Here is a 19,092-nt window from a genome sequence, read left to right as displayed (position 1 = left end):
GCGGGTGCACCTGGCCGCGCTGCTGGCGGCGCTGGCGGCGGCCCTGCTGCTGGCGGTGGGGGAGGTGGCGGCGCTGTGGTGGACCAGCGGGGCGGTGGCGAACCCGGGGGCGCGGCAGGATCCGGGCGTCGGCCGGGCGCTGCTGGCCGGGCTGGCGGCCTCGGTGGTCTGTGCGCTGCTGGGGGTGCTGGCCGGGGCGGTGGGCAACCGCCCGGTGCTGGTCCGCTCGCCGTACGGCATCCTGGCGGCGCTCGGGCTGGCCGCGGCGGCGCTGGTGGTGCCGGTGTCGCCGGCCAACGCGGCGGTGCGCGGGGTGGTGGCGGCGGCCCGGACCGGGCGGCTCGCCGTGCCCTGGGGTGAACTGCTGCTCGCCGTCGTCCTGGTGGCCGCGGCCGGGGCCGGGGTGGCGGCGCTGGCCGGGCGGCGGCCGGAGTGAAGGCGGCAATGGCGGACACACCGTGACAAACAGCCGATAAATATGGATAGCGCTCGTTAGGGTGACGAACCGGGGCGCCGGTGCCTGGACCCGGTCGGCCTCTTCGACTCCCGCCTCCCCCCAGGACGGTCCGTGGCGACACCCTCCGCCGTGACGAGATCCGCCGCCCGGCCCGGCCGGCCGGTCCCCACCAGGCGCACCACCGAACTGGTGCTGGTGCTGACCGCCGTCCTGACCGCGGTGTTCGGCTACGTCGAGGTCGGCGTCAACCTGGACGGCGAGGCGCCCGCCGACGCCGCCCAGTACGGGGCCGCGCTCGGCGTGCTGGCCCTGGCGGCGCACGGCGTGATCCGGTGGCGGGCCCGGTACGCGGACCCGCTGCTGCTGCCGATCGCGGTACTGCTCAACGGGATCGGGCTGGTGGTGATCTACCGCCTCGACCGGGCCACCCCGGGGCGGGAGGCGGTCTCCACCCAGCTGCTCTGGTCGGCCCTGGGGGTGGCGCTGTTCATCGCCGTGCTGCTGCTGGTGCGCGACCACCGGCGGCTGCGCCGCTACGCCCACGTCGGGGCGCTGCTGGCGCTGGTCCTGCTGGTGGTGCCGATCCTCTTCCCGCCGGTGTACGGCTCCCGGATCTGGATCGTCGTCGGGCCGCTCTCCTTCCAGCCGGGGGAGTTCGCCAAGATCCTGCTGGCCGTCTTCTTCGCCGCCTACCTGGCGGTGCACCGGGACGCGCTGGCGCTCACCGGCCGCCGGGTCTGGCGCTGGCAGCTGCCGCGCGGGCGGGTGCTCGGGCCGGTGCTGATGATCTGGGCGGCCTTCGTCGGGGTGCTGGTGCTGGAGACCGACCTCGGGACGGCGCTGCTGTACTTCGGCCTGTTCGTGGTGATGCTCTACGTGGCCACCGCGCGCACCGGCTGGATCGCGATCGGGCTGGGCCTGGCAGCGGTCGGCGCGGTGACGGTGGGCTGGCTCTCGCCGCACGTGCACAGCCGGGTGGTGGACTGGCTGGACCCACTGGGCTCGATCACGGCCGGCAAGGGCGCCAACCAGATCGCCCAGTCGCTGTTCGCCTTCGCCTGGGGCGGCGAACTGGGCACCGGGCTGGGCAACGGGCACTCGGTGCTGATCGGCTTCGCCGCCAAGTCGGACTTCATCCTCGCCACCGTCGGCGAGGAACTCGGCCTGACCGGGCTGACCGCGGTGTTCCTGCTGTACGCGGTGCTGGTCTCGCGCGGCTTCCGGACCGGCATCGCGCTGCGCGACCCGTTCGGGCGGCTGCTGGCGATCGGGCTGGCCGCGATCGTCGGGCTGCAGGTGTTCGTGGTGGCGGGCGGGGTGCTCGCGCTGATCCCGCTGACCGGGATGACCATGCCGTTCATCGCCCAGGGCGGCTCCTCGGTGGTCACCAACTGGATCATCGTGGCGCTGCTGGTGCGGATGAGCGACGACGCCCGGCGGCCCGCTCCGGAGGGGGTGTGATGGCCCGGAACCGGCCCAAGGGGATCCGGCCCGGCGGGATCCGGCCCGGAGCGATCCGGCCCCGAGCGATCCGGCCCGGCGGCAACGGCCCGCAGGGGCTGCCCGGGATCTCGGTCACCGGGCGGCGGGCGGGCACCTTCTGCCTGCTGCTGGTCGGGGCGCTGTGCGTGCAGGCCACCCGGGTGCAGGTGTTCGAGGCCGACGACCTCGACCGCAACCAGGCCAACCAGCGGCTCACCGTGGAGCGGTACGCCCAGCCGCGCGGCGACATCCTGGTCGGCGGCCAGGCGGTGACCGGCTCCCGGCCGACCGGCGGCCGGTACGCGTACAAGCGCACCTACGGCGACGGCCCGACGTACGCCGCCGTCACCGGCTTCGCCTCCCAGGCGTACGGCAACAGCCAGCTGGAGGGCACCGAGGACGACCTGCTGACCGGCACCGACGGCCGGCTGAGCGGCTGGTCGCTCTGGGACGCGGTCTCCCGCCGGCGCAACCCCGGCGGGGACGTGTACACCACGATCGACCGGGCGGCCCAGCAGGCCGCGATGCGCGGGCTCGGCGACCAGAAGGGCGCGGTGGCCGCGATCGAGCCGGCCACCGGGCGGATCCTGGCGCTGGCCAGCACCCCCTCGTACGATCCGGGCGGCTTCGCCGGGTCCGCCGGCGCCGACCAGACGGCCTGGAACCGGCTACAGGCCGACACCGACCAGCCGATGCTCAACCGGGCGCTGCGCCAGACCTACCCGCCGGGCTCGACCTTCAAGGTGGTCACCGCGGCGGCGGCGCTGTCCGCCGGGGTGGTCACCGACCCGGACGCGCCGACCGCGGCGCCCTTCCCGTACGTGCTGCCCGGGACGACCACGCCGCTGATGAACGACAGCGCGGCCTGCGACCGGCCGGGGCTGTCGCTGGACGCGGCGATGACCGCCAGCTGCAACAGCGTGCTGGGCTACCTGGGGGTGCGGACCGGGCTGTCCGAGCTGGTGGCGACGGCCGAGGGCTTCGGCTTCAACGACCCGAAGCTGGACCTGCCGGTGCGCCCGGCCCGCTCCAACGTGGACACCGCGATGGACCCGGCCCAGCTGGCGCTCTCCTCGATCGGGCAGTTCGACACCGCGGCCACCCCGCTGGTGATGGCGATGGTCGCGGCCGGGATCGCCAACGACGGGACGGTGATGCGCCCGCAGCTCGTGGACCGGCTGACCAGGAGCGACGGCACCGAGGTGGAGCTGATGAAGCCGGCCGTGTACCGGCGGGCGCTGACCCCGGCGGTGGCCGGGCAGGTGCGGCGGCTGATGACCGACGTGGTGGAGAACGGCACCGGCGGCAACGCCCGGATCGACGGGGCGGTGGTCGGCGGCGAGACCGGCACCGCCCAGCACGGGGTGGACAACAGCGGGACGCCGTACGCCTGGTTCATCGCCTGGGCCAAGCCGGCCGGTTCGGACGCGGTGCCGCCGGTCGCGGTGGCCGTGGTGGTCGCGGACAGTGACGCCACGGACGTCACGGGTGGTGCGCTGGCCGCCCCGGTGGCCCGGGCGGTGCTGCGGGCGGTGCTCGGCCGTTGAGGCCAATCAGGCGGGCTGAGCTGGACGTTTAGCGGAACGGTCGACGGGTGCGACGGGTGCGAAGTGTCCGCTTTGGTATGTCTGATGTGCCGATTCGTACAATGCGCCGATCGGTATTGTTTGTTTGCGACACTGGTGTCTTCGCGGGGTCCTGTCCCATGTTTGTTCGGTTGGTCCCCGAAGACACCCCCCAGTGCCTCGGGTGACCGGCCGCTAGGACACCCTCCCCCCGCCTAGAAGGACCGCGTTTTGGCCAGCAACACCCTTGGTGAGCGTCTGCTGCGACGCAAGCCCGTCTCGACCCTGATCGCGGAGAGTGAGGGCCACGGCCTTCCGGCCGGCGCGCCCGAGGAGGGCGGCCGCTCCGGCATCCACCTGCGCCGCTCCATCGGCCTCTGGCAGCTGTCCTCGATCGGCATCGGCGCCACCATCGGCACCGGCATCTTCTTCGTGCTCGGCACCGCGGTGCCGGACGCCGGGCCGGCCGTCATCCTGTCCTTCGTGATCGCCGCCGTCACCGCCGGGCTCACCGCGCTCTGCTACGCCGAGATGGCCTCCGCGATCCCGGTCTCCGGCTCCTCGTACTCCTACGCCTACGCCACCCTCGGCGAGGGCGTCGCCTTCGGCGTCGGCATCTGCCTGCTGATGGAGTACGGCGTCTCCGCCTCCGCCATCGCGGTCAGCTGGGCCGAGTATCTGAACAAGTTCCTCGACCTGGCCTTCGGGGTCAAGATCCCCGTGCAGCTGTCCGGCGCGCCGGACAGCACCCACTGGTTCAACCTGCCGGCGCTGCTGCTGGTCGCGATGATCTGCTTCCTGCTGGTCCGCGGCGTCAGCGAGTCGGTGAAGGTCAACGCGGCCATGGTCGGGATCAAGATCGTCATCCTGCTGCTGTTCGTCGGCGTCGCGCTCACCGGCTTCCGCTCCGGCAACCTGACCCCGTTCATGCCGCTGGGCATCGGCGGCGTGCAGATGGCCGCCTCCAGCATCTTCTTCTCCTTCATCGGCCTGGACGCCGTGTCCACCGCCGGTGAGGAGGTCAAGAACCCGCGCCGCACCATGCCGATGGCGATCATCATCTCGCTGGTCGTGGTGACCCTGCTCTACATCCTGGTCGCCCTGGCCGGCATCGGCGCCCAGCCGTGGCAGGACTTCAAGGGCCAGGAGGCCGGGCTCGCCCAGATCATGCAGAACATCACCGGCCAGAGCTGGCCCGCGATGCTCTTCGCGATCGGCGCGATCATCTCGATCTTCAGCGTCACCCTCGTGGTGGTCTACGGCCAGACCCGCATCCTGTACTCGATGGGCCGCGACGGCATGCTGCCCAAGCGCTTCGCCCAGCTCTCCCCGCGCACCGGCACCCCGGTCTGGAACACCCTGGTGGTCGGGGTCGGGGTGGGCGCGCTGGCCGCGTTCATCCCGCTGGACGTGCTGGCCGACATCACCAGCCTGGGCACCCTGATCGCCTTCTCGGTGGTCTCGATCGGCGTGATCATCCTGCGCCGCACCCAGCCCGACCTGCCGCGCGGCTTCAAGGTCCCCGGCTACCCGGTCGTCCCGCTGATCAGCGTCGGCTTCTGCATCTACCTGATCACCGGCCTGCACGCCGACACCTTCCGGGCCGGGGCGATCGCCCTCGGCGTCGCCGTGGTCGTCTACTTCGGCTACAGCATCAAGCACTCCCGGCTGGAGCGGGCCGAGGAGCAGAGCGTCCCGGCCGACACCAAGGCCGGCTGACCGGGCCATCGGCCGACCGGGCCGTTACCCAATCGTGAAGGGCCGCCGCTCGGTACGACACCCGGCGGCCCTACGCGCGTAGCGTCGCCAGCGGAGCCCGACGCGATGGCGACAGGGCCCGGTCGGCCGCCATAACCTTCCACCATGGTGAGCACCCGCACGCCCGGCTTCACCCGCCCGCGCGGCCGCTTCACCGGCCGCGCCAGAACGCCGGCCCCGACCATCAGCACCGAACTGCCCGCCAGACCCGGCCCTCCGGCGAGCGGCTTCCCGACCCGTCCGTTCCCCCGACAGCGTGGTGAGAGCACCTTCCCGCCCACGCCCGATCGGTGGAATCCCGCCCGGCTCGCCTCGCTGCGCTGGGTGCAGCTGCTCGGCTGTCTGATCGCGGCCGGCTGGGCCGCGGCCTTCCCGCTCGTCTCCGACCTGGCCAACCAGCGGCTGTGGGGACTCGTCGCGGCCCCCGCCTACGTCGTGGCCGGGCTGCTCTGCCTCACCCTGCCGCGCCGCTTCGCCGCCGAGGCCGCCGCCGTCGTCGCCCTGCTCGGGGCCGTCCTCGCGCCGCTCGGACTGCTCGCCGTGACCGGCCGCCACCAGTCCGAGGTCATGGTGGTCGAACGCTCCGCCCACCTGCTGCTCACCACCGGTGACGTCTACCTCCCGCACCCCGTGGTGGTCACCGACTACAACCCGTACCTGCCGGCGATGTCCCTGTTCGGGCTGCCGCGCCAGCTGCTCGGCAGCTCCACCGCCTTCGCCCGGGTCGCCGGAGACGCCCGGATCTGGTTCGCCCTCACCTTCGTCGTCTGCCTGCTGGGCGCCTGGCGGCTGCTGCGGCCGTCCCGGGACCGTGCGCCGCTGCTGCCGCTGGCCGTCCTCACCGCCTCGCCGCTGATAGCGCTCGCCCTGGTGGTCGGCGGGGTCGACCTGCCGCTGATCGGGGTCTGCTGCCTGGCCATGGCGCTCGCCGAGCGGGACCGCACGGTCGCCGCCGGGCTGGTGCTCGCCCTCGCCTGCAGCCTCAAGTGGACCGCCTGGCCGGCCCTGCCGGTGGCCGTCCTGCTGCTGTGGCGGCTGTACGGCCGACGGCCCGCCGCCCGCACCGCGCTGATCGGGGTCGGGGTGAGCGCGGCGGTGCTGCTGCCGTCCGTGCTGACCCAGCCGCAGGCGCTGCGCGACCAGGTGGTGCGCTTCCCACTCGGGATGACCGCGATCCGCACCCCGGCGGGCAGCCCGCTGCCCGGCAAGGTGCTGGCCGGCTTCGGACCGACCGGGCACACCGTCTCGCTGGCGCTGATGACCATGGCCCTGATCGGGGTGGCGATCTGGCTGGTGGCCCGGCCGCCGGTCTCCGCGATCGCCGCCGCCGACCTGCTGGCCGCCGGGCTCACGATCGCCTTCATGCTCGCCCCGGCCGGGCGGTTCGGGTACCTGGCGCTGCCGGCCGTGCTGGTGATCTGGCCCCGGCTGGCCACCCGGCGCTGGAGCAACCGCCGGCTGGTGCCGCCGACGTCGACGCCGGACGCGCCGGAACCGGCCCTGCCGAGAGGTTGAACAGGGCCCGGACACGACAGAGCCCGCCCCGCCACGACGGCGGGGCGGGCTCTGTCGTGTACCGGCTAGCCGGTCACTTGTTGCCGCTCTTGAGCAGCGAGGCGACCGCCGGGCCCGCCGCGTCGACGCCGTGGCCGCCGCCCTGGACCTCGGCGGCGACCGCGAGGTTGCCGCGGAAGCCGGTGAACCAGCTGTTGGTGGTGGACGCGCCCTGGACCTCGGCGGAGCCGGTCTTGGCGCCCGCGTTGTCGGTGATCCCGGCCATCACCTGGCTGGCCGTGCCGCCGACGGCGGTGGCGTTCATCATCGCGCGCAGCTTGGCGGCGACGTCCGGCGAGATCTGCCGGGCCGCCTGCTGCTGCGGCAGGCCGGCGACCAGGATGGGCTGCTTGAACGCGCCGCTCTGGACGGTCGCCGTGATCGAGGCGATGGCCAGCGGGTTCATCTGGACCTTGCCCTGGCCGATGTAGTTCATCGCCTGCTCGTCCTTGCTGCCCGGGGTCGCCGGGATCTTGCCGTCGGCGTTCGGCAGGCCGGTCTTCCACTCCAGGCCGATGCCGTACACGTCCTTGGCGGTGCCGGACAGCGTCTCGGGCTTGAGGCTGGTCAGGCCCTGGTTGATGAAGGCGGTGTTGCAGGACACCATGAAGTCCTGCTGGAGGGTGTTGTTCGGGAAGGCGCCCGGAAAGTCGTTCGGGATCGCCACCGGGTTGCTGCTCTTCTCCGGGCAGGCCACCGTGCTGTCCGGGTTGAGCCCGGCCTCCAGCAGGGCCGTCGAGGTGACGATCTTCATCGTCGAGCCGGGGGCGAGCAGGCCGGTGAAGGCCCGGTTCTGGCCGGCGGCCGGGGCGTTGGCGAAGGCCAGCACCTGGCCGGTGCTGGGCTCGATGGCGACGATCGAGCCGGACTTGCCGCCCAGGTCGGTCATCGCCTTCTCGGCGGCGGCCTGGAGGGTGTTGTCGATGGTCACCTTGAACGGCTGGCCGGGCTTCGGCTCGACGATGGTGAACAGCTTGTCCGCGGCGGTCTTGCCGGCCGGGTCGGTGATCACCACCGCGCTGCCCGCGTCCTTGTCCTTGTTCGGGTCCGGCGGCAGCAGCTTGTGGGCGTTGTCCTGCAGGGTGGCCATCAGCGCGGGGGTGAGCGAGGCGCCCTGGAGCGGCTTGCCGTTGCGGTCCACCACGGTGGACGGCGGGGCGAAGACCTGCTGGGTGGCGATGGTCTCGTTGCCGGACAGGTGGGGGTGGATCACCGAGGGGGCCCAGTGCACGGCCGGGGTGTTGTCGCTCATCTTCACGACGCCGAGGAAGCCGTTGTAGTCCCAGGCCCGGCTGGTGCCCTCGAACTCGGCGCGGGCCTTGAAGCCCATCAGCACGCCGATGGGCCCGGTGGCGGCGGCGGACGGCGAGTCGGTGGCGCCGGGGGTGGCGGTGGCGGACGGGGTGGCCGAGGCCGCGCCGGTGGGCTTGGCCGGGGCCGGGGTGCCGGTGGCCGAGGCGAAGGCCTGCGGGGTGGCCGGACCGGCCGGGGTGAGGGTCAGCGCGCTCGGCTTCACCTGGTCCTTGAAGGCGGTGAGCGCCGTCGTGGCCGCCGCCGGGTCGTCCGTCAGCGAAGCCGCCTTGGCGATGTCGCCGGAGGCCCAGGCCGCCAGGAAGTCCTTCGCACCGGTCGCCGCCTGATCGGCCGAGGGCGGCTCGGCCACCACCGTGCGGGGCTTCTTGTCGCCGGACGACCCGGAGTCCGAGCCCATCAGGCTGTAGGCCCCGTAGCCGCCGCCCGCGAGGACGGCGATGGACACGCCGGTGATGATGCCGATCTTCGCGGCACTGCGCATGGTGCAGATCCCCCAGGGGTATCGCGGCCGGGCGCAACCGGCGGGGCCGGAAACGCGGTACGCCTCCCACCCTAGGCAGGGCGGATCGGTCCGCCGACGAAACGCCGGGGACTTGTGACGGATCTGGTACGTGTCGTGGACCGGGTACGGACGGTTCGGGGGAAGCGTGTGCAGGTGGTCCCGCCGCCCGGCTGCGGCCTCAGATCCAGCTGTTGAACCACATCCGGGAGCGCCAGTCCTGGAGCGGGATGGTCTGGCCCGTGAACAGCGGGAAGAAGTACAGGAAGTTCCAGACGATCAGCAGCACCAGCAGTCCGGCGGCCGTCGAGCCGATGAGCCGGCGGTCCCGGGAGGCGCCGGGCGGCCCGATCAGCGCACCGATCAGCATCGTCACGGCGAGCACCAGGAACGGGACGAACACCACCGCGTAGAAGAGGAAGATCGTCCGCTGCTGGTAGAGGAACCACGGCAGGTAGCCGGCGGCCAGGCCGCACAGCAGCGCGCCGGCCCGCCAGTCCCGGCGGAACGCCCACCGCCACAGGCAGTAGACCAGCGCCAGCACGCCCGTCCACCACAGCAGCGGGGTGCCCATGCCCAGCACCTCGCGGGCGCAGTCGGCGACGGTGCAGCCGTCCTGGCCGAGCTTGGGGGACTCGTAGTAGAAGGACACCGGGCGGCCCAGCACCAGCCAGGACCACGGGTTGGACTGGTAGGTGTGGGGGTCGGTCAGGTGGGTGTGGAACTCGTAGACCGTCGAGTGGTAGTGCCACAGGGCGCGCAGGCCCTCGGGTATCCACGGGTAGTCGGTGGCGCGGCCGACCGCCCAGTCCCGGCCCCAGCCGCCCTGGCCGGGCGCGTTGCTGCTGGCGAACCAGCCCCACCAGGAGGCCAGGTAGACGGCCACCGAGACCACGACGACCGACACGAAGGCGGGCACCACGTCCCGGGCCAGCACCGCCTGGTACGGGCGCGGGGCGCCGGCCAGCCGGCGGGCGCCGACGTCCCAGAGCACCGTCAGCACGCCGAAGGCCGCCGCGACGTACAGGCCGCTCCACTTGGTGGCGCAGGTCAGGCCGACGCAGACGCCGGCCGCGATCCGGTACGGGCGCCAGCCCAGGTTGAGCCGCTGGGCGAGCAGGGGGGACTCCACCCCGCCCAGCCGGGCGGCCAGCCGGGCCCGGGTGCGGTCGCGGTCCAGCAGCAGGAAGCCGAAGGCGGCGAGCATCCAGAACATCACCACCAGGTCGAGCAGCGCGGTCCGGCTGAGCACCAGGTGCAGGCCGTCCACCGAGAGCAGCAGGCCGGCCACGCAGCCCAGCAGGGTGGAGCGGAACATCCGGCGGGCGATCCGGGCCAGCATCAGCACCGACAGGGTGCCGAGCAGGGCCACCGCGAACCGCCAGCCGAAGGGGTTCATGCCGAACAGCTGCTCGCCCGCGCCGATGAGCCACTTCCCGACCGGCGGGTGCACCACGTACGACGCCGTCGTGCGGTACGGGACGGCCGCGCCCGGCGTCATGATCGTCGTGTTGGCGTCCTCCGGCCAGTTGATCTCGTAACCGCCGTGCCAGAGCGCGTAGGCGTCCTTGGCGTAGTACGTCTCGTCGAAGATGATCGCGTGCGGCTGGCCGAGGTTCGTGAACCGCAGCAGTCCGGCGAAGACCGCCACCGCGATCGGGCCCAGCCAGCCGGACCAGCGGCACAGGAAGGACCAGAGGCCCTGCGGCAGCCGCAGGCCCAGGCGCAGCAGCAGCGGGGACTGCGGGACACCGGGCGGCGTCACCCGGGGGCCGTCCGGCATCGGCGGGACCAGGCGCTCGGTGAGCGTGCCGGTCGGGCGGGCGCGGTAGCCGAACCCGGCCAGGCGCTCCCGCCAGTGCGGCGACGATCCGGGTGATCCGGGTGAGCCGGGTGAGCCGGGTGAGCGGGGGGACGGCAGGCCGGCACCGCCCTGCGCGGAGTGGTCCGTACCAGTGGGGGCCTGCGCCGCCGTGTCGCCGTTCATCCGCCACATCGTAGGGGCGCTCCTCGTACGTGTGACCGGTCCCTCGGAAGCTGCCCGAATCGTCACCAAACGCCCCGGCGGCGCGGAACTGCAAGGATGGGGCCCGTGACAGGAGTACTCGTTCTCGCAGGCACCCCCATCGGCGACGTCTCGGACGCCCCGCCCCGACTGGTCACCGAACTGGCCACGGCCGACGTCATCGCGGCCGAGGACACCCGGCGGCTGCGCCGGCTCACCCAGGCGCTCGGGGTGACCCCGGCCGGGCGGGTCGTCTCCTACTTCGAGGGCAACGAGGTCGGCCGCACCCCCGAGCTGGTCGAGGCGCTGCTCGGCGGCGCCCGGGTGCTGCTGGTCACCGACGCCGGGATGCCCTCGGTCTCCGACCCCGGCTACCGGCTGGTGGCGGCGGCCGTCGAGGCGGACGTGAAGGTCACCGCGGTGCCCGGGCCGTCCGCCGTGCTCACCGCGCTCGCGCTGTCCGGCCTGCCCGTCGACCGCTTCACCTTCGAGGGCTTCCTGCCGCGCAAGACCGGAGACCGGGCCCGGCAGCTGGCCTCGGTCGCCGCCGAGCCGCGCACCATGGTCTTCTTCGAGGCTCCGCACCGGATCGCCGACGCGCTGGCCGCGATGGCCGAGGCCTTCGGGCCGGAGCGGCCGGCCGCCGTGTGCCGGGAGCTCACCAAGACCTACGAGGAGGTCAAGCGCGGGCCGATCGGCGAGCTGGCGGCCTGGGCGGCGGACGGCGTCAGGGGCGAGATCACCGTCGTGGTCGCGGGCGCCCCGCCGGCTGCGCCCCAGGAGCTGACCCCGGCCGAGCTGGCCCGGCTGGTGGCCGTCCGGGAGGAGGCCGGGGAGCGGCGCAAGGAGGCCATCGCGGCGGTCGCGGTCGAACTCTCCGTCCCCAAGCGGGACGTCTTCGACGCGGTGGTGGCGGCCAAGAAGGACGCTTCCGGCGAGGCCTTGAAAAAGAGGTGAATTCCGGGGGGTTGCGTGGCGGGCGGGGAGTCGTACCTTGGAGTGAAGGCCCTGCTAAACGCCCGCTGAGCTGAAGGTTCGGCCGCGTTTCCGAGGCGCTGGGAGGCCTTTTGTATAGGACTCCCCAACCCGCATCCAAGTCTTCACAAGAAGGGCGTCGGCCGGAGCGGTCCGGGCATTTCCTGGAATGGAAAGACCCAGCCGGGCGAGCGCCCGACGGGCACTGGGAGACGGCTATGAGCGACACGATCGGTAGCCCCCGCAGTGGCAACGCGCTGAGCGTCCCCGGCCTGGCGGGGCGGGCGCACGCTCCCGTCGAGACCGTACGGGAGGCCTACTCCTTCGCCTGCCTGCGCTGCGGGTACGGCTGGGAGCAGGCGTACGACATCGAGCACCACCAGGCCAAGGACGGCCACATCGTGTTCGAGTACCACGCCAACGGTGTCCGGGTGCCGTCCCCGTTGCTCAAGCCGACCTGCCCGGGATGCGGTGGACACACCGTCCGGATCATGCGTGAGGGCCGGGTGGCCGTCGCCGACCAGCCCTGGCAGCACGCTCCCGGCTACCCGGCGCACGCCGAGCCGGCCGGGGCGCCCCCGGTGTCCGAACCCACCCGGCCGCGCGGACGCTGGGCCCGGTTCTGGTCGCGGCTGCTGGGCTGACCGCCGGCCCGGGGAGCGCAGCCGGGCCGCCCGCCGCGAGCAGTGCGGCGGGCGGCCCCGGTCCGCGTGGCCGTCATGCGGTCGAGCCCGGTCAATCGGTTCAGGCCCGGTCAATCGGTTCAGGCCCGGTCAATCGGTTCAGGGGTGTGTTCGGGCCCGACTAAGCTTTCCGACCATGGCGGCCACTGCAGACCACAGCACCACCGGGGCGAGTGCCCCGGCGTACTACGTTTCCACTCCGATCTACTACGTCAACGACCGTCCCCACCTGGGCCACGCGTACACCACCGTGGCGGGCGACGTCCTCACCCGCTGGCACCGCCAGCGCGGCGAGAAGGTGTGGTACCTGACCGGCACCGACGAGCACGGTCAGAAGATCATGCGGACCGCCGAGGCCAACGGCGTCAGCCCGCAGGAGTGGTGCGACAAGCTGGTCGAGGAGGCCTGGAAGCCGCTCTGGCAGCACCTGGAGATCGCCAACGACGACTTCATCCGCACCACCGAGGAGCGGCACACCGCCCGGGTGCAGGAGTTCGTCCAGGACCTGTTCGACAAGGGCGAGATCTACAAGGGCGGCTATTCCGGTCCGTACTGCGTCGGCTGCGAGGAGTTCAAGCTCCCCGCCGAACTGCTCGACGGCGCCACCGAGGACGAGAAGCTCTGCTCCGTCCACAAGAAGCCGGTCGAGTGGCTGGAGGAGGAGAACTACTTCTTCCGGCTCTCCGCCTACGGTGAGCGGCTGCTGGAGTTCTACGCCGCCAACCCCGACTTCATCCAGCCGGCCTCGGCCCGCAACGAGGTGCTGCGCTTCGTCGAGCAGGACCTCAAGGACCTCTCGATCTCCCGCTCCACCTTCAACTGGGGCGTGCCGCTGCCCTGGGACGAGAAGCACGTCCTCTACGTCTGGGTGGACGCGCTGCAGAACTACATCACCGCGGCCGGCTACGGCAGCGACCCGGAGCGCTTCGCCGAGCTGTGGCCGGCCTCCGTCCACCTCGTCGGCAAGGACATCCTGCGCTTCCACGCGGTGATCTGGCCGGCCATGCTGATGGCCGCGGGCCTGCCGCTGCCCAAGCGGGTCGTCGCCAACGGCTGGCTGATGGTCGGCGGCGAGAAGATGTCCAAGTCCAACCTGACCGGCATCGCGCCCACCGACCTCACCTCGCACTTCGGCGTGGACGCCTACCGCTACTACTTCCTGCGGGCGATCCCGTTCGGCACCGACGGCTCCTTCTCCTGGGAGGACTTCAGCGCCCGCTACACCTCCGAGCTGGCCAACGACTTCGGCAACCTGGCCTCCCGGGTCGCCGCGATGGTCGGCAAGTACTTCGGCGGGGCGCTGCCGGCCGCCACCGCGGCGGGCGAGGCCGAGCAGGCCGTCGCGGACGGGCTGGCCGCGGCCGTCGCCGTTGCCGACGTGAAGATCGGCGAGGAGCTGGACTTCGCCGGCGGCATCGCGGCGATCTTCGAGTTCGTCAAGCAGGTCAACGGCTACCTCACCACGCAGGAGCCGTGGAAGGTCGCCAAGGACGAGTCGGAGCAGGGGCGGGCCCGCCTGGCCACCATCCTCTACACCGCCGCCGAGGCGCTGCGCGGCACCGCCGTGCTGCTCAACCCGGTGATGCCGTCCACCGCCGAGAAGCTGTGGGCCTCGCTGGGCGCCGCCGAGGGCCTCGGCGCGCTCGCCGACCAGCGCGTCGCCACCGCCGGTGACTGGGGCCGGCTGCCCGCCGGTACCACCGTCACCAAGGGCGAGATCCTGTTCCCGCGCCTCGAAGAGAAGCCCGCCTCCTGATGGCCAAGAAGGACGACGACCGGTCGACCCCGCCGCCGCTGCCGGAACCCCTGGCCGTGGCGGTGGCCGACTCGCACACCCACCTCGACATGCAGGCCGGCACCCCGGCCGAGGGGCTCGCCCGGGCCGCCTCGGTCGGCGTCACCACGGTCGTCCAGGTGGGCTGCGACGTGCCCGGCTCGCGCTGGGCCGCCGAACTGGCGGCCCAGTACGAGCAGGTGCACGCGGCCGTCGCCCTGCATCCCAACGAGGCACCGCGGATCTTCCTCGGCGACGCGGACGGCTGGTCCGGACAGCAGCGGCACGCGGGCGGCCGGGCGGCGCTGGAGGAGGCGCTCGCCGAGATCGACGCGCTGGCCGCCCTGCCGCAGGTCCGCGCCGTCGGCGAGACCGGCCTGGACTACTTCCGCACCGGGCCGGAGGGTGTGGAGATCCAGAAGGAGTCGTTCCGCCGCCACATCGAGATGGCCAAGCGGCACGGCAAGGCGCTGGTCATCCACGACCGCGACGCCCACGAGGACGTCATCGCCGTCCTGCTGGCCGAGGGCGCCCCGGAGCGGACCGTCTTCCACTGCTACTCCGGCGACGCCGCGATGGCGAAGGTCTGCGCCGAGCACGGCTGGTACCTCTCCTTCGCCGGCCCCGTCACCTTCAAGGCCAACCAGCCGCTGCGCGAGGCCCTGCTCGCCACCCCGCTCGACCGGATCCTGGTCGAGACCGACGCGCCGTTCCTCACCCCGCACCCGTACCGGGGGCGGCCCAACGCGCCGTACCTGATCCCGGTCACGGTCCGCTCGATGGCCGCCACCCTGGGGCTGCCCGAGGACGAGCTGTCGGCGGCGATCGCGGCGAACACGGCGCGGGCCTTCGGCTACTGAGCGCCGGGTCCGAGGGGGCCGTTCCGGATCGTCACGTCCGGACGGCACCCCGTACGCCCGTATCCTTGGCGCGTGAGCACCACCGACCCCACCCCTGACAGCCACCTGCTGGGCGCCGCCGACATCCGCGAACTGGCGGCCGCGTTCGGCGTGAAGCCGACCAAGCAGCGCGGGCAGAACTTCGTCATCGACGGCAACACCGTACGGCGGATCGTCCGGGCCGCCGAGGTGACGGAGCAGGACGCCGTGGTGGAGGTCGGGCCCGGCCTCGGCTCGCTCACCCTGGCGCTGCTGGAGGTGGCCCGGCACGTCACCGCGGTCGAGATCGACCCGGTGCTCGCCCAGCACCTGCCGGACACCGTCGCGGCCCGGCTGCCCGGCAAGGCCGACGCCTTCGACCTGGTGTTCAGCGACGCCATGGAGGTCACCGAGCTGCCCGGCCCGGCGCCCACCGCGCTGGTCGCCAACCTGCCGTACAACGTGGCCGTGCCCGTCCTGCTGCACATGCTGGCGACCTTCCCCAGCATCGAGCGCACCCTGGTGATGGTGCAGAGCGAGGTCGCCGACCGGCTCGCCGCCAAGCCGGGCAACAAGGTGTACGGCGTCCCGTCGGTCAAGGCCAACTGGTACGCCGAGGTGAAGCGGGCCGGCGCCATCGGGCGGAACGTCTTCTGGCCCGCCCCCAACGTCGACTCCGGGCTGGTCTCGCTGATCCGCCGCGAGCCGCCGAAGACCACCGCCAGCCGGACCGAGGTGTTCGCGGTGGTCGACGCCGCGTTCGCCCAGCGCCGCAAGACCCTGCGCGCCGCGCTGGCCGGCTGGGCGGGCTCCGCCGCCGGGGCCGAGCAGGCGCTCGCGGCCGCCGGCATCGACCACAAGCTGCGCGGCGAGATGCTGACCGTGGAACAGTTCGCCGCGATCGCCGAGCACAAGCCCGCGAAGGACGGCGAGTGATCACCGTACGGGTACCGGCCAAGGTCAACGTCCAGCTCGGGGTCGGCGGGCTGCGGGCCGACGGCTTCCACGACCTGGCCAACGTCTTCTTCGCGGTCGCGCTGGGGGACGAGGTCACCGCCACTCCGGGCGAGGGCGTCACGCTGAGCTGCTCCGGGCCGGACGCCGACGCCGTCCCGCTCGACGACAGCAACCTCGCCGCCCGCGCCGCCCGGCTGCTCGCCGCCCACCACGGCATCGCCGACCCCGGCGTGCACCTGCACATCGCCAAGGCCATCCCGGTCGCGGGCGGCATGGCCGGCGGCAGCGCCGACGGCGCCGCCGCGCTGGTCGCCTGCGACGCGCTGTGGCAGCTGGACACCCCGCTCCCGGTGCTGCTGGACCTCGCCGCCGAACTCGGCTCCGACGTACCGTTCGCCCTGCTCGGCGGCGTCGCGCTGGGCCGCGGCCGGGGCGAGATCCTGGAGACGCTGCCGGCCGAGGGCACCTTCCACTGGGTCTTCGCGGTCGCCGACGGCGGCCTGTCCACCCCCGCCGTCTTCCGCGAGTGCGACCGGCTCCGCGAGGCGGCCGGCACCGGCTCCAGCGACACCGACGTCGCCACCCCTGACGCCGACCCGGACCTGCTCGCCGCGCTCGCCGAAGGCGACGCCGTCGCCCTGGCCGCCGCGCTCACCAACGACCTCCAGCCCGCCGCGCTCTCGCTGCGCCCGTCGCTGGCCGCCACCCTGCGGGCCGGCACCGAGGCCGGCGCGCTCGGCGCCCTGGTCTCCGGCTCCGGGCCGACCTGCGCCTTCCTGGCCAAGGACGCCGAGGCGGCCGCCGCCGTCGCCGCGGCGCTGCTGGCCTCCGGCACCTGCCGGGCCGCCCACGCCACGTACGGGCCGGTGCCGGGGGCGACGGCGGTTTCCTGACGTGTCCGAGGCCCTCGGCGGCGGGTCGAGGCGGTGAAGCCGCTTCGGCCCGCCCATTAGGCTGGGGTGATCGGGGCGTCCCCGAGAGAGGGGCGGGCTGGGCCCGCCCCGACCGCCGAACCCAGGAGCGCAGCACACGTGGCCGTCAACCTCGCCACCATCGAGTCCGTCACGAAGGTCTACGGCACCCGCACCCTGCTGGACGCGGTGAGCCTGGGCGTGAGCGAGGGCGACCGGATCGGCGTCGTCGGCCGCAACGGCGACGGCAAGACCACCCTGATCCGGATGCTCGCCAAGCTGGAGGAACCCGACGGCGGCCGGATCACCTGGAGCGGCAGCCTCGAACCGGCCGTCCTCACCCAGCACGACTCGCTCGACCCCGAGGCCACCATCCGGCACGAGGTCATCGCCGACCGCGCCGACCACGAGTGGCTCGGCGACGCCCGGATCCGCGACATCATCGAAGGCCTCTTCGGCGGCCTCGACCTGCCCGGCTTCGCCGACGGCCTGGACACCGTCATCGGCCCGCTCTCCGGCGGCGAGCGCCGCCGGATCGCCCTCGCCAAGCTGCTGCTCGGCTCCCCCGAGCTGATCATCCTCGACGAGCCCACCAACCACCTCGACGTCGAGGGCATCAACTGGCTCGCCCAGCACCTCCAGAAGCGCCGCTCCGCACTGGTCTGCGTCACCCACGACCGGTGGTTCCTCGACCAGGTCTGCACCCGGATGTGGGACGTCCAGCACGGCGAGGTGCACGAGTACGAGGGCGGCTACTCCGACTACGTCTTCGCCCGCGCCGAGCGCTCCCGGATCGAAGCCGTCGAGGAGCAGAAGCGCCAGAACCTCGCCCGCAAGGAGCTCGCCTGGCTGCGCCGCGGCGCCCCCGCCCGCACCTCCAAGCCGCGCTACCGGATCGAGGCCGCCAACGCCCTGATCGCCGACGTGCCGGACCCCCGGGACAAGAGCGAACTGATGAACTTCGCCAACGCCCGGCTCGGCAAGACCGTCTTCGACCTGGAGAACGTCACCGTCAAGGCCGGCCCCAAGCTGCTGCTGGAGAACCTCACCTGGCAGCTCGGCCCCGGCGACCGGATCGGCCTGCTCGGCGTCAACGGCGCCGGCAAGACCTCGCTGCTGCGCGCCATGCGCGACGCCTACGCCAGCGAGGGCGACGTCCAGCCCGACTCGGGCGTGATCAAGGTCGGCAAGACCGTACGACTGGCCTACCTGTCCCAGGAGGTCGCCGAACTGGAACCGGAGATCCGGGTGCTGCAGGCCGTCGAGCAGGTCCGCTCGCGGGTCGACCTCGGCAAGGGCCGCGAGATGAGCGCCGGGCAGCTGTGCGAGCAGTTCGGCTTCGGCAAGGACAAGCAGTGGACGCCCGTCGGCGACCTCTCCGGCGGCGAGCGGCGCCGGCTCCAGCTGCTGCGGCTGCTGATGGACGAGCCCAACGTGCTGTTCCTCGACGAGCCGACCAACGACCTGGACATCGAGACCCTCAACCAGCTGGAGGACCTGCTCGACGGCTGGCCCGGCTCGATGGTCGTCATCAGCCACGACCGGTTCTTCATCGAGCGCACCACGGACGTCGTCCACGCGCTGCTCGGCGACAAGAAGATGCGGATGCTGCCCGGCGGCGTGGACGAGTACCTGGAGCGGCGGGCGCGGATGGCGGCCGCGGCGACTCCCGCCACTCCCGCCGTCGCTCCGGCAGTTGAGGACGCCGCTGCTTCCGGGCTGTCCGGCGGGGACCTGCGGGCGGCGAAGAAGGAGATGCAGAAGATCGAGCGGCAGATCGCCAAGCTGGACCAGAAGGAGTCCAAGCTGCACGCCCAACTCGCCGAGCACGCCGCCGACTTCTCCAAGGTCGCCGAACTGGACGGGCAGCTGCGGGCCGTCCGGGAGGAGAAGGAGGAGCTGGAGATGAGCTGGCTGGAGCTGGCCGAGCAGGTCTGAAGCCGGCCTGCCTGAGCGGGAGTTCGGGGCTGGGGATTCCTGGGCGGGAGTGCGGGGCGGCGGAGTCCTGTAGATGGGAGTGCGAGGCCGCGGAGTCCCGGGCAGGGGTTCGGGGCTGCGGCGTTCCGGGCAGGGGTTCGAGGCTACGGAGTCCTGAGCAGGAGTTCGAGCTCGTCCGCCGCGCGGCCCAGCGCGCTGAGCGCCGGGTCGTGCGGCGCGCTCGGCCGGGCCGACGCCCCGGTCGGCGGACGGTGCTCCCGGGCGGCGGCCGTCAGCTCGTCCAGCGCCCGGCGGACCCGGTCCGCCTCCGCCGGCTCGGGCACCCGGCCGCCGTACCGGACC

At 73.0% G+C, this 19,092-nt stretch carries 14 protein-coding genes and 1 pseudogene; 12 read left to right on the top strand and 3 right to left on the bottom strand.

Going from position 1 to position 19,092, the window contains the following annotated elements:
- The 5 genes and pseudogenes from BG452_RS12245 to BG452_RS12225 form a co-directional block, all read left to right on the top strand.
- Positions 1-436 (top strand): annotated as a pseudogene (locus BG452_RS12245) (ABC transporter); the annotation flags it as partial.
- A gap of 150 nt (positions 437-586) precedes the next feature.
- Entirely contained in the window at positions 587-1,918 is a 1,332-nt protein-coding gene (locus tag BG452_RS12240) for an FtsW/RodA/SpoVE family cell cycle protein (protein WP_317621007.1), read from the top strand.
- Complete coding sequence (locus BG452_RS12235) at positions 1,918-3,486, top strand: penicillin-binding transpeptidase domain-containing protein (protein ID WP_188304286.1); 1,569 nt, start codon at positions 1,918-1,920, stop codon at positions 3,484-3,486. The genes BG452_RS12240 and BG452_RS12235 overlap by 1 nt, the downstream gene beginning before the upstream one ends.
- 249 nt (positions 3,487-3,735) lie before the next feature.
- Entirely contained in the window at positions 3,736-5,223 is a 1,488-nt protein-coding gene (locus BG452_RS12230; RefSeq protein WP_188304285.1) for an amino acid permease, read from the top strand.
- 144 nt (positions 5,224-5,367) lie between these two features.
- Positions 5,368-6,777 (top strand): glycosyltransferase 87 family protein, encoded by a 1,410-nt coding sequence (locus BG452_RS12225; RefSeq protein WP_188304284.1) that lies wholly within the window; start codon positions 5,368-5,370, stop codon positions 6,775-6,777.
- A gap of 73 nt (positions 6,778-6,850) precedes the next feature.
- On the opposite strand, the gene BG452_RS12220 is transcribed toward BG452_RS12225, so the two are convergent.
- Positions 6,851-8,611, bottom strand: a complete 1,761-nt coding sequence (locus tag BG452_RS12220; RefSeq protein WP_188304283.1) for a penicillin-binding transpeptidase domain-containing protein — start codon at positions 8,609-8,611, stop codon at positions 6,851-6,853.
- Between the two features lie 199 nt (positions 8,612-8,810).
- A complete protein-coding gene (locus BG452_RS12215; protein ID WP_411292938.1) occupies positions 8,811-10,625 on the bottom strand; it encodes a dolichyl-phosphate-mannose--protein mannosyltransferase in 1,815 nt (604 codons plus the stop codon).
- A gap of 96 nt (positions 10,626-10,721) precedes the next feature.
- Here BG452_RS12215 and rsmI point away from each other — a divergent pair, with 96 nt between their 5' ends.
- The 7 genes from rsmI to BG452_RS12180 all read left to right on the top strand — a co-directional run bounded on the left by rsmI (position 10,722) and on the right by BG452_RS12180 (position 18,750).
- The gene (gene rsmI, locus BG452_RS12210; RefSeq protein WP_188304281.1) at positions 10,722-11,591 is read left to right on the top strand and encodes a 16S rRNA (cytidine(1402)-2'-O)-methyltransferase; all 870 of its coding nucleotides are present in this window, start codon (positions 10,722-10,724) and stop codon (positions 11,589-11,591) included.
- A gap of 236 nt (positions 11,592-11,827) precedes the next feature.
- Positions 11,828-12,253 (top strand): hypothetical protein, encoded by a 426-nt coding sequence (locus tag BG452_RS12205; protein WP_188304280.1) that lies wholly within the window; start codon positions 11,828-11,830, stop codon positions 12,251-12,253.
- Positions 12,254-12,428: 175 nt separating this feature from the next.
- Positions 12,429-14,048 (top strand): methionine--tRNA ligase, encoded by a 1,620-nt coding sequence (metG, locus tag BG452_RS12200; RefSeq protein ID WP_188304279.1) that lies wholly within the window; start codon positions 12,429-12,431, stop codon positions 14,046-14,048.
- Entirely contained in the window at positions 14,048-14,926 is an 879-nt protein-coding gene (locus tag BG452_RS12195) for a TatD family hydrolase (protein ID WP_188304278.1), read from the top strand. Before metG ends, BG452_RS12195 begins: the two co-directional genes overlap by 1 nt.
- A gap of 72 nt (positions 14,927-14,998) precedes the next feature.
- Positions 14,999-15,880 (top strand): 16S rRNA (adenine(1518)-N(6)/adenine(1519)-N(6))-dimethyltransferase RsmA, encoded by an 882-nt coding sequence (gene rsmA, locus BG452_RS12190; RefSeq protein ID WP_188304277.1) that lies wholly within the window; start codon positions 14,999-15,001, stop codon positions 15,878-15,880.
- Complete coding sequence (locus BG452_RS12185) at positions 15,877-16,794, top strand: 4-(cytidine 5'-diphospho)-2-C-methyl-D-erythritol kinase (protein WP_188304276.1); 918 nt, start codon at positions 15,877-15,879, stop codon at positions 16,792-16,794. The genes rsmA and BG452_RS12185 overlap by 4 nt, the downstream gene beginning before the upstream one ends.
- Positions 16,795-16,932: 138 nt before the next feature.
- Positions 16,933-18,750, top strand: coding sequence for an ABC-F family ATP-binding cassette domain-containing protein (locus BG452_RS12180; protein WP_188304275.1), 1,818 nt, complete (start codon positions 16,933-16,935; stop codon positions 18,748-18,750).
- Positions 18,751-18,893: 143 nt separating this feature from the next.
- Here the strand turns inward: BG452_RS12180 and BG452_RS12175 are convergent.
- Positions 18,894-19,092, bottom strand: a 199-nt coding sequence (locus tag BG452_RS12175; RefSeq protein ID WP_223242107.1) for a hypothetical protein, incomplete at its 5' end; no start/stop codon positions are given.

This window comes from Streptomyces sp. CBMA123 (assembly GCF_014596465.1).
Taxonomy (GTDB): Bacteria; Actinomycetota; Actinomycetes; order Streptomycetales; family Streptomycetaceae; genus Kitasatospora.
The sequence above is the reverse complement of the archived record's forward strand: the minus strand, read 5'-3'. Positions and strand labels throughout refer to the sequence as shown.

What these genes read in the sequence shown, in the direction of transcription:
- BG452_RS12220 (WP_188304283.1), bottom strand. Translation starts at nt 8,611, where the DNA reads ATGCGCAGTGCCGCGAAGATCGGCATCATCACCGGCGTGTCCATCGCC.
- BG452_RS12205 (WP_188304280.1), top strand. Translation starts at nt 11,828, where the DNA reads ATGAGCGACACGATCGGTAGCCCCCGCAGTGGCAACGCGCTGAGCGTC.
- BG452_RS12235 (WP_188304286.1), top strand. Translation starts at nt 1,918, where the DNA reads ATGGCCCGGAACCGGCCCAAGGGGATCCGGCCCGGCGGGATCCGGCCC.
- BG452_RS12195 (WP_188304278.1), top strand. Translation starts at nt 14,048, where the DNA reads ATGGCCAAGAAGGACGACGACCGGTCGACCCCGCCGCCGCTGCCGGAA.
- BG452_RS12215 (WP_411292938.1), bottom strand. Translation starts at nt 10,625, where the DNA reads ATGTGGCGGATGAACGGCGACACGGCGGCGCAGGCCCCCACTGGTACG.
- BG452_RS12225 (WP_188304284.1), top strand. Translation starts at nt 5,368, where the DNA reads ATGGTGAGCACCCGCACGCCCGGCTTCACCCGCCCGCGCGGCCGCTTC.
- metG (WP_188304279.1), top strand. Translation starts at nt 12,429, where the DNA reads ATGGCGGCCACTGCAGACCACAGCACCACCGGGGCGAGTGCCCCGGCG.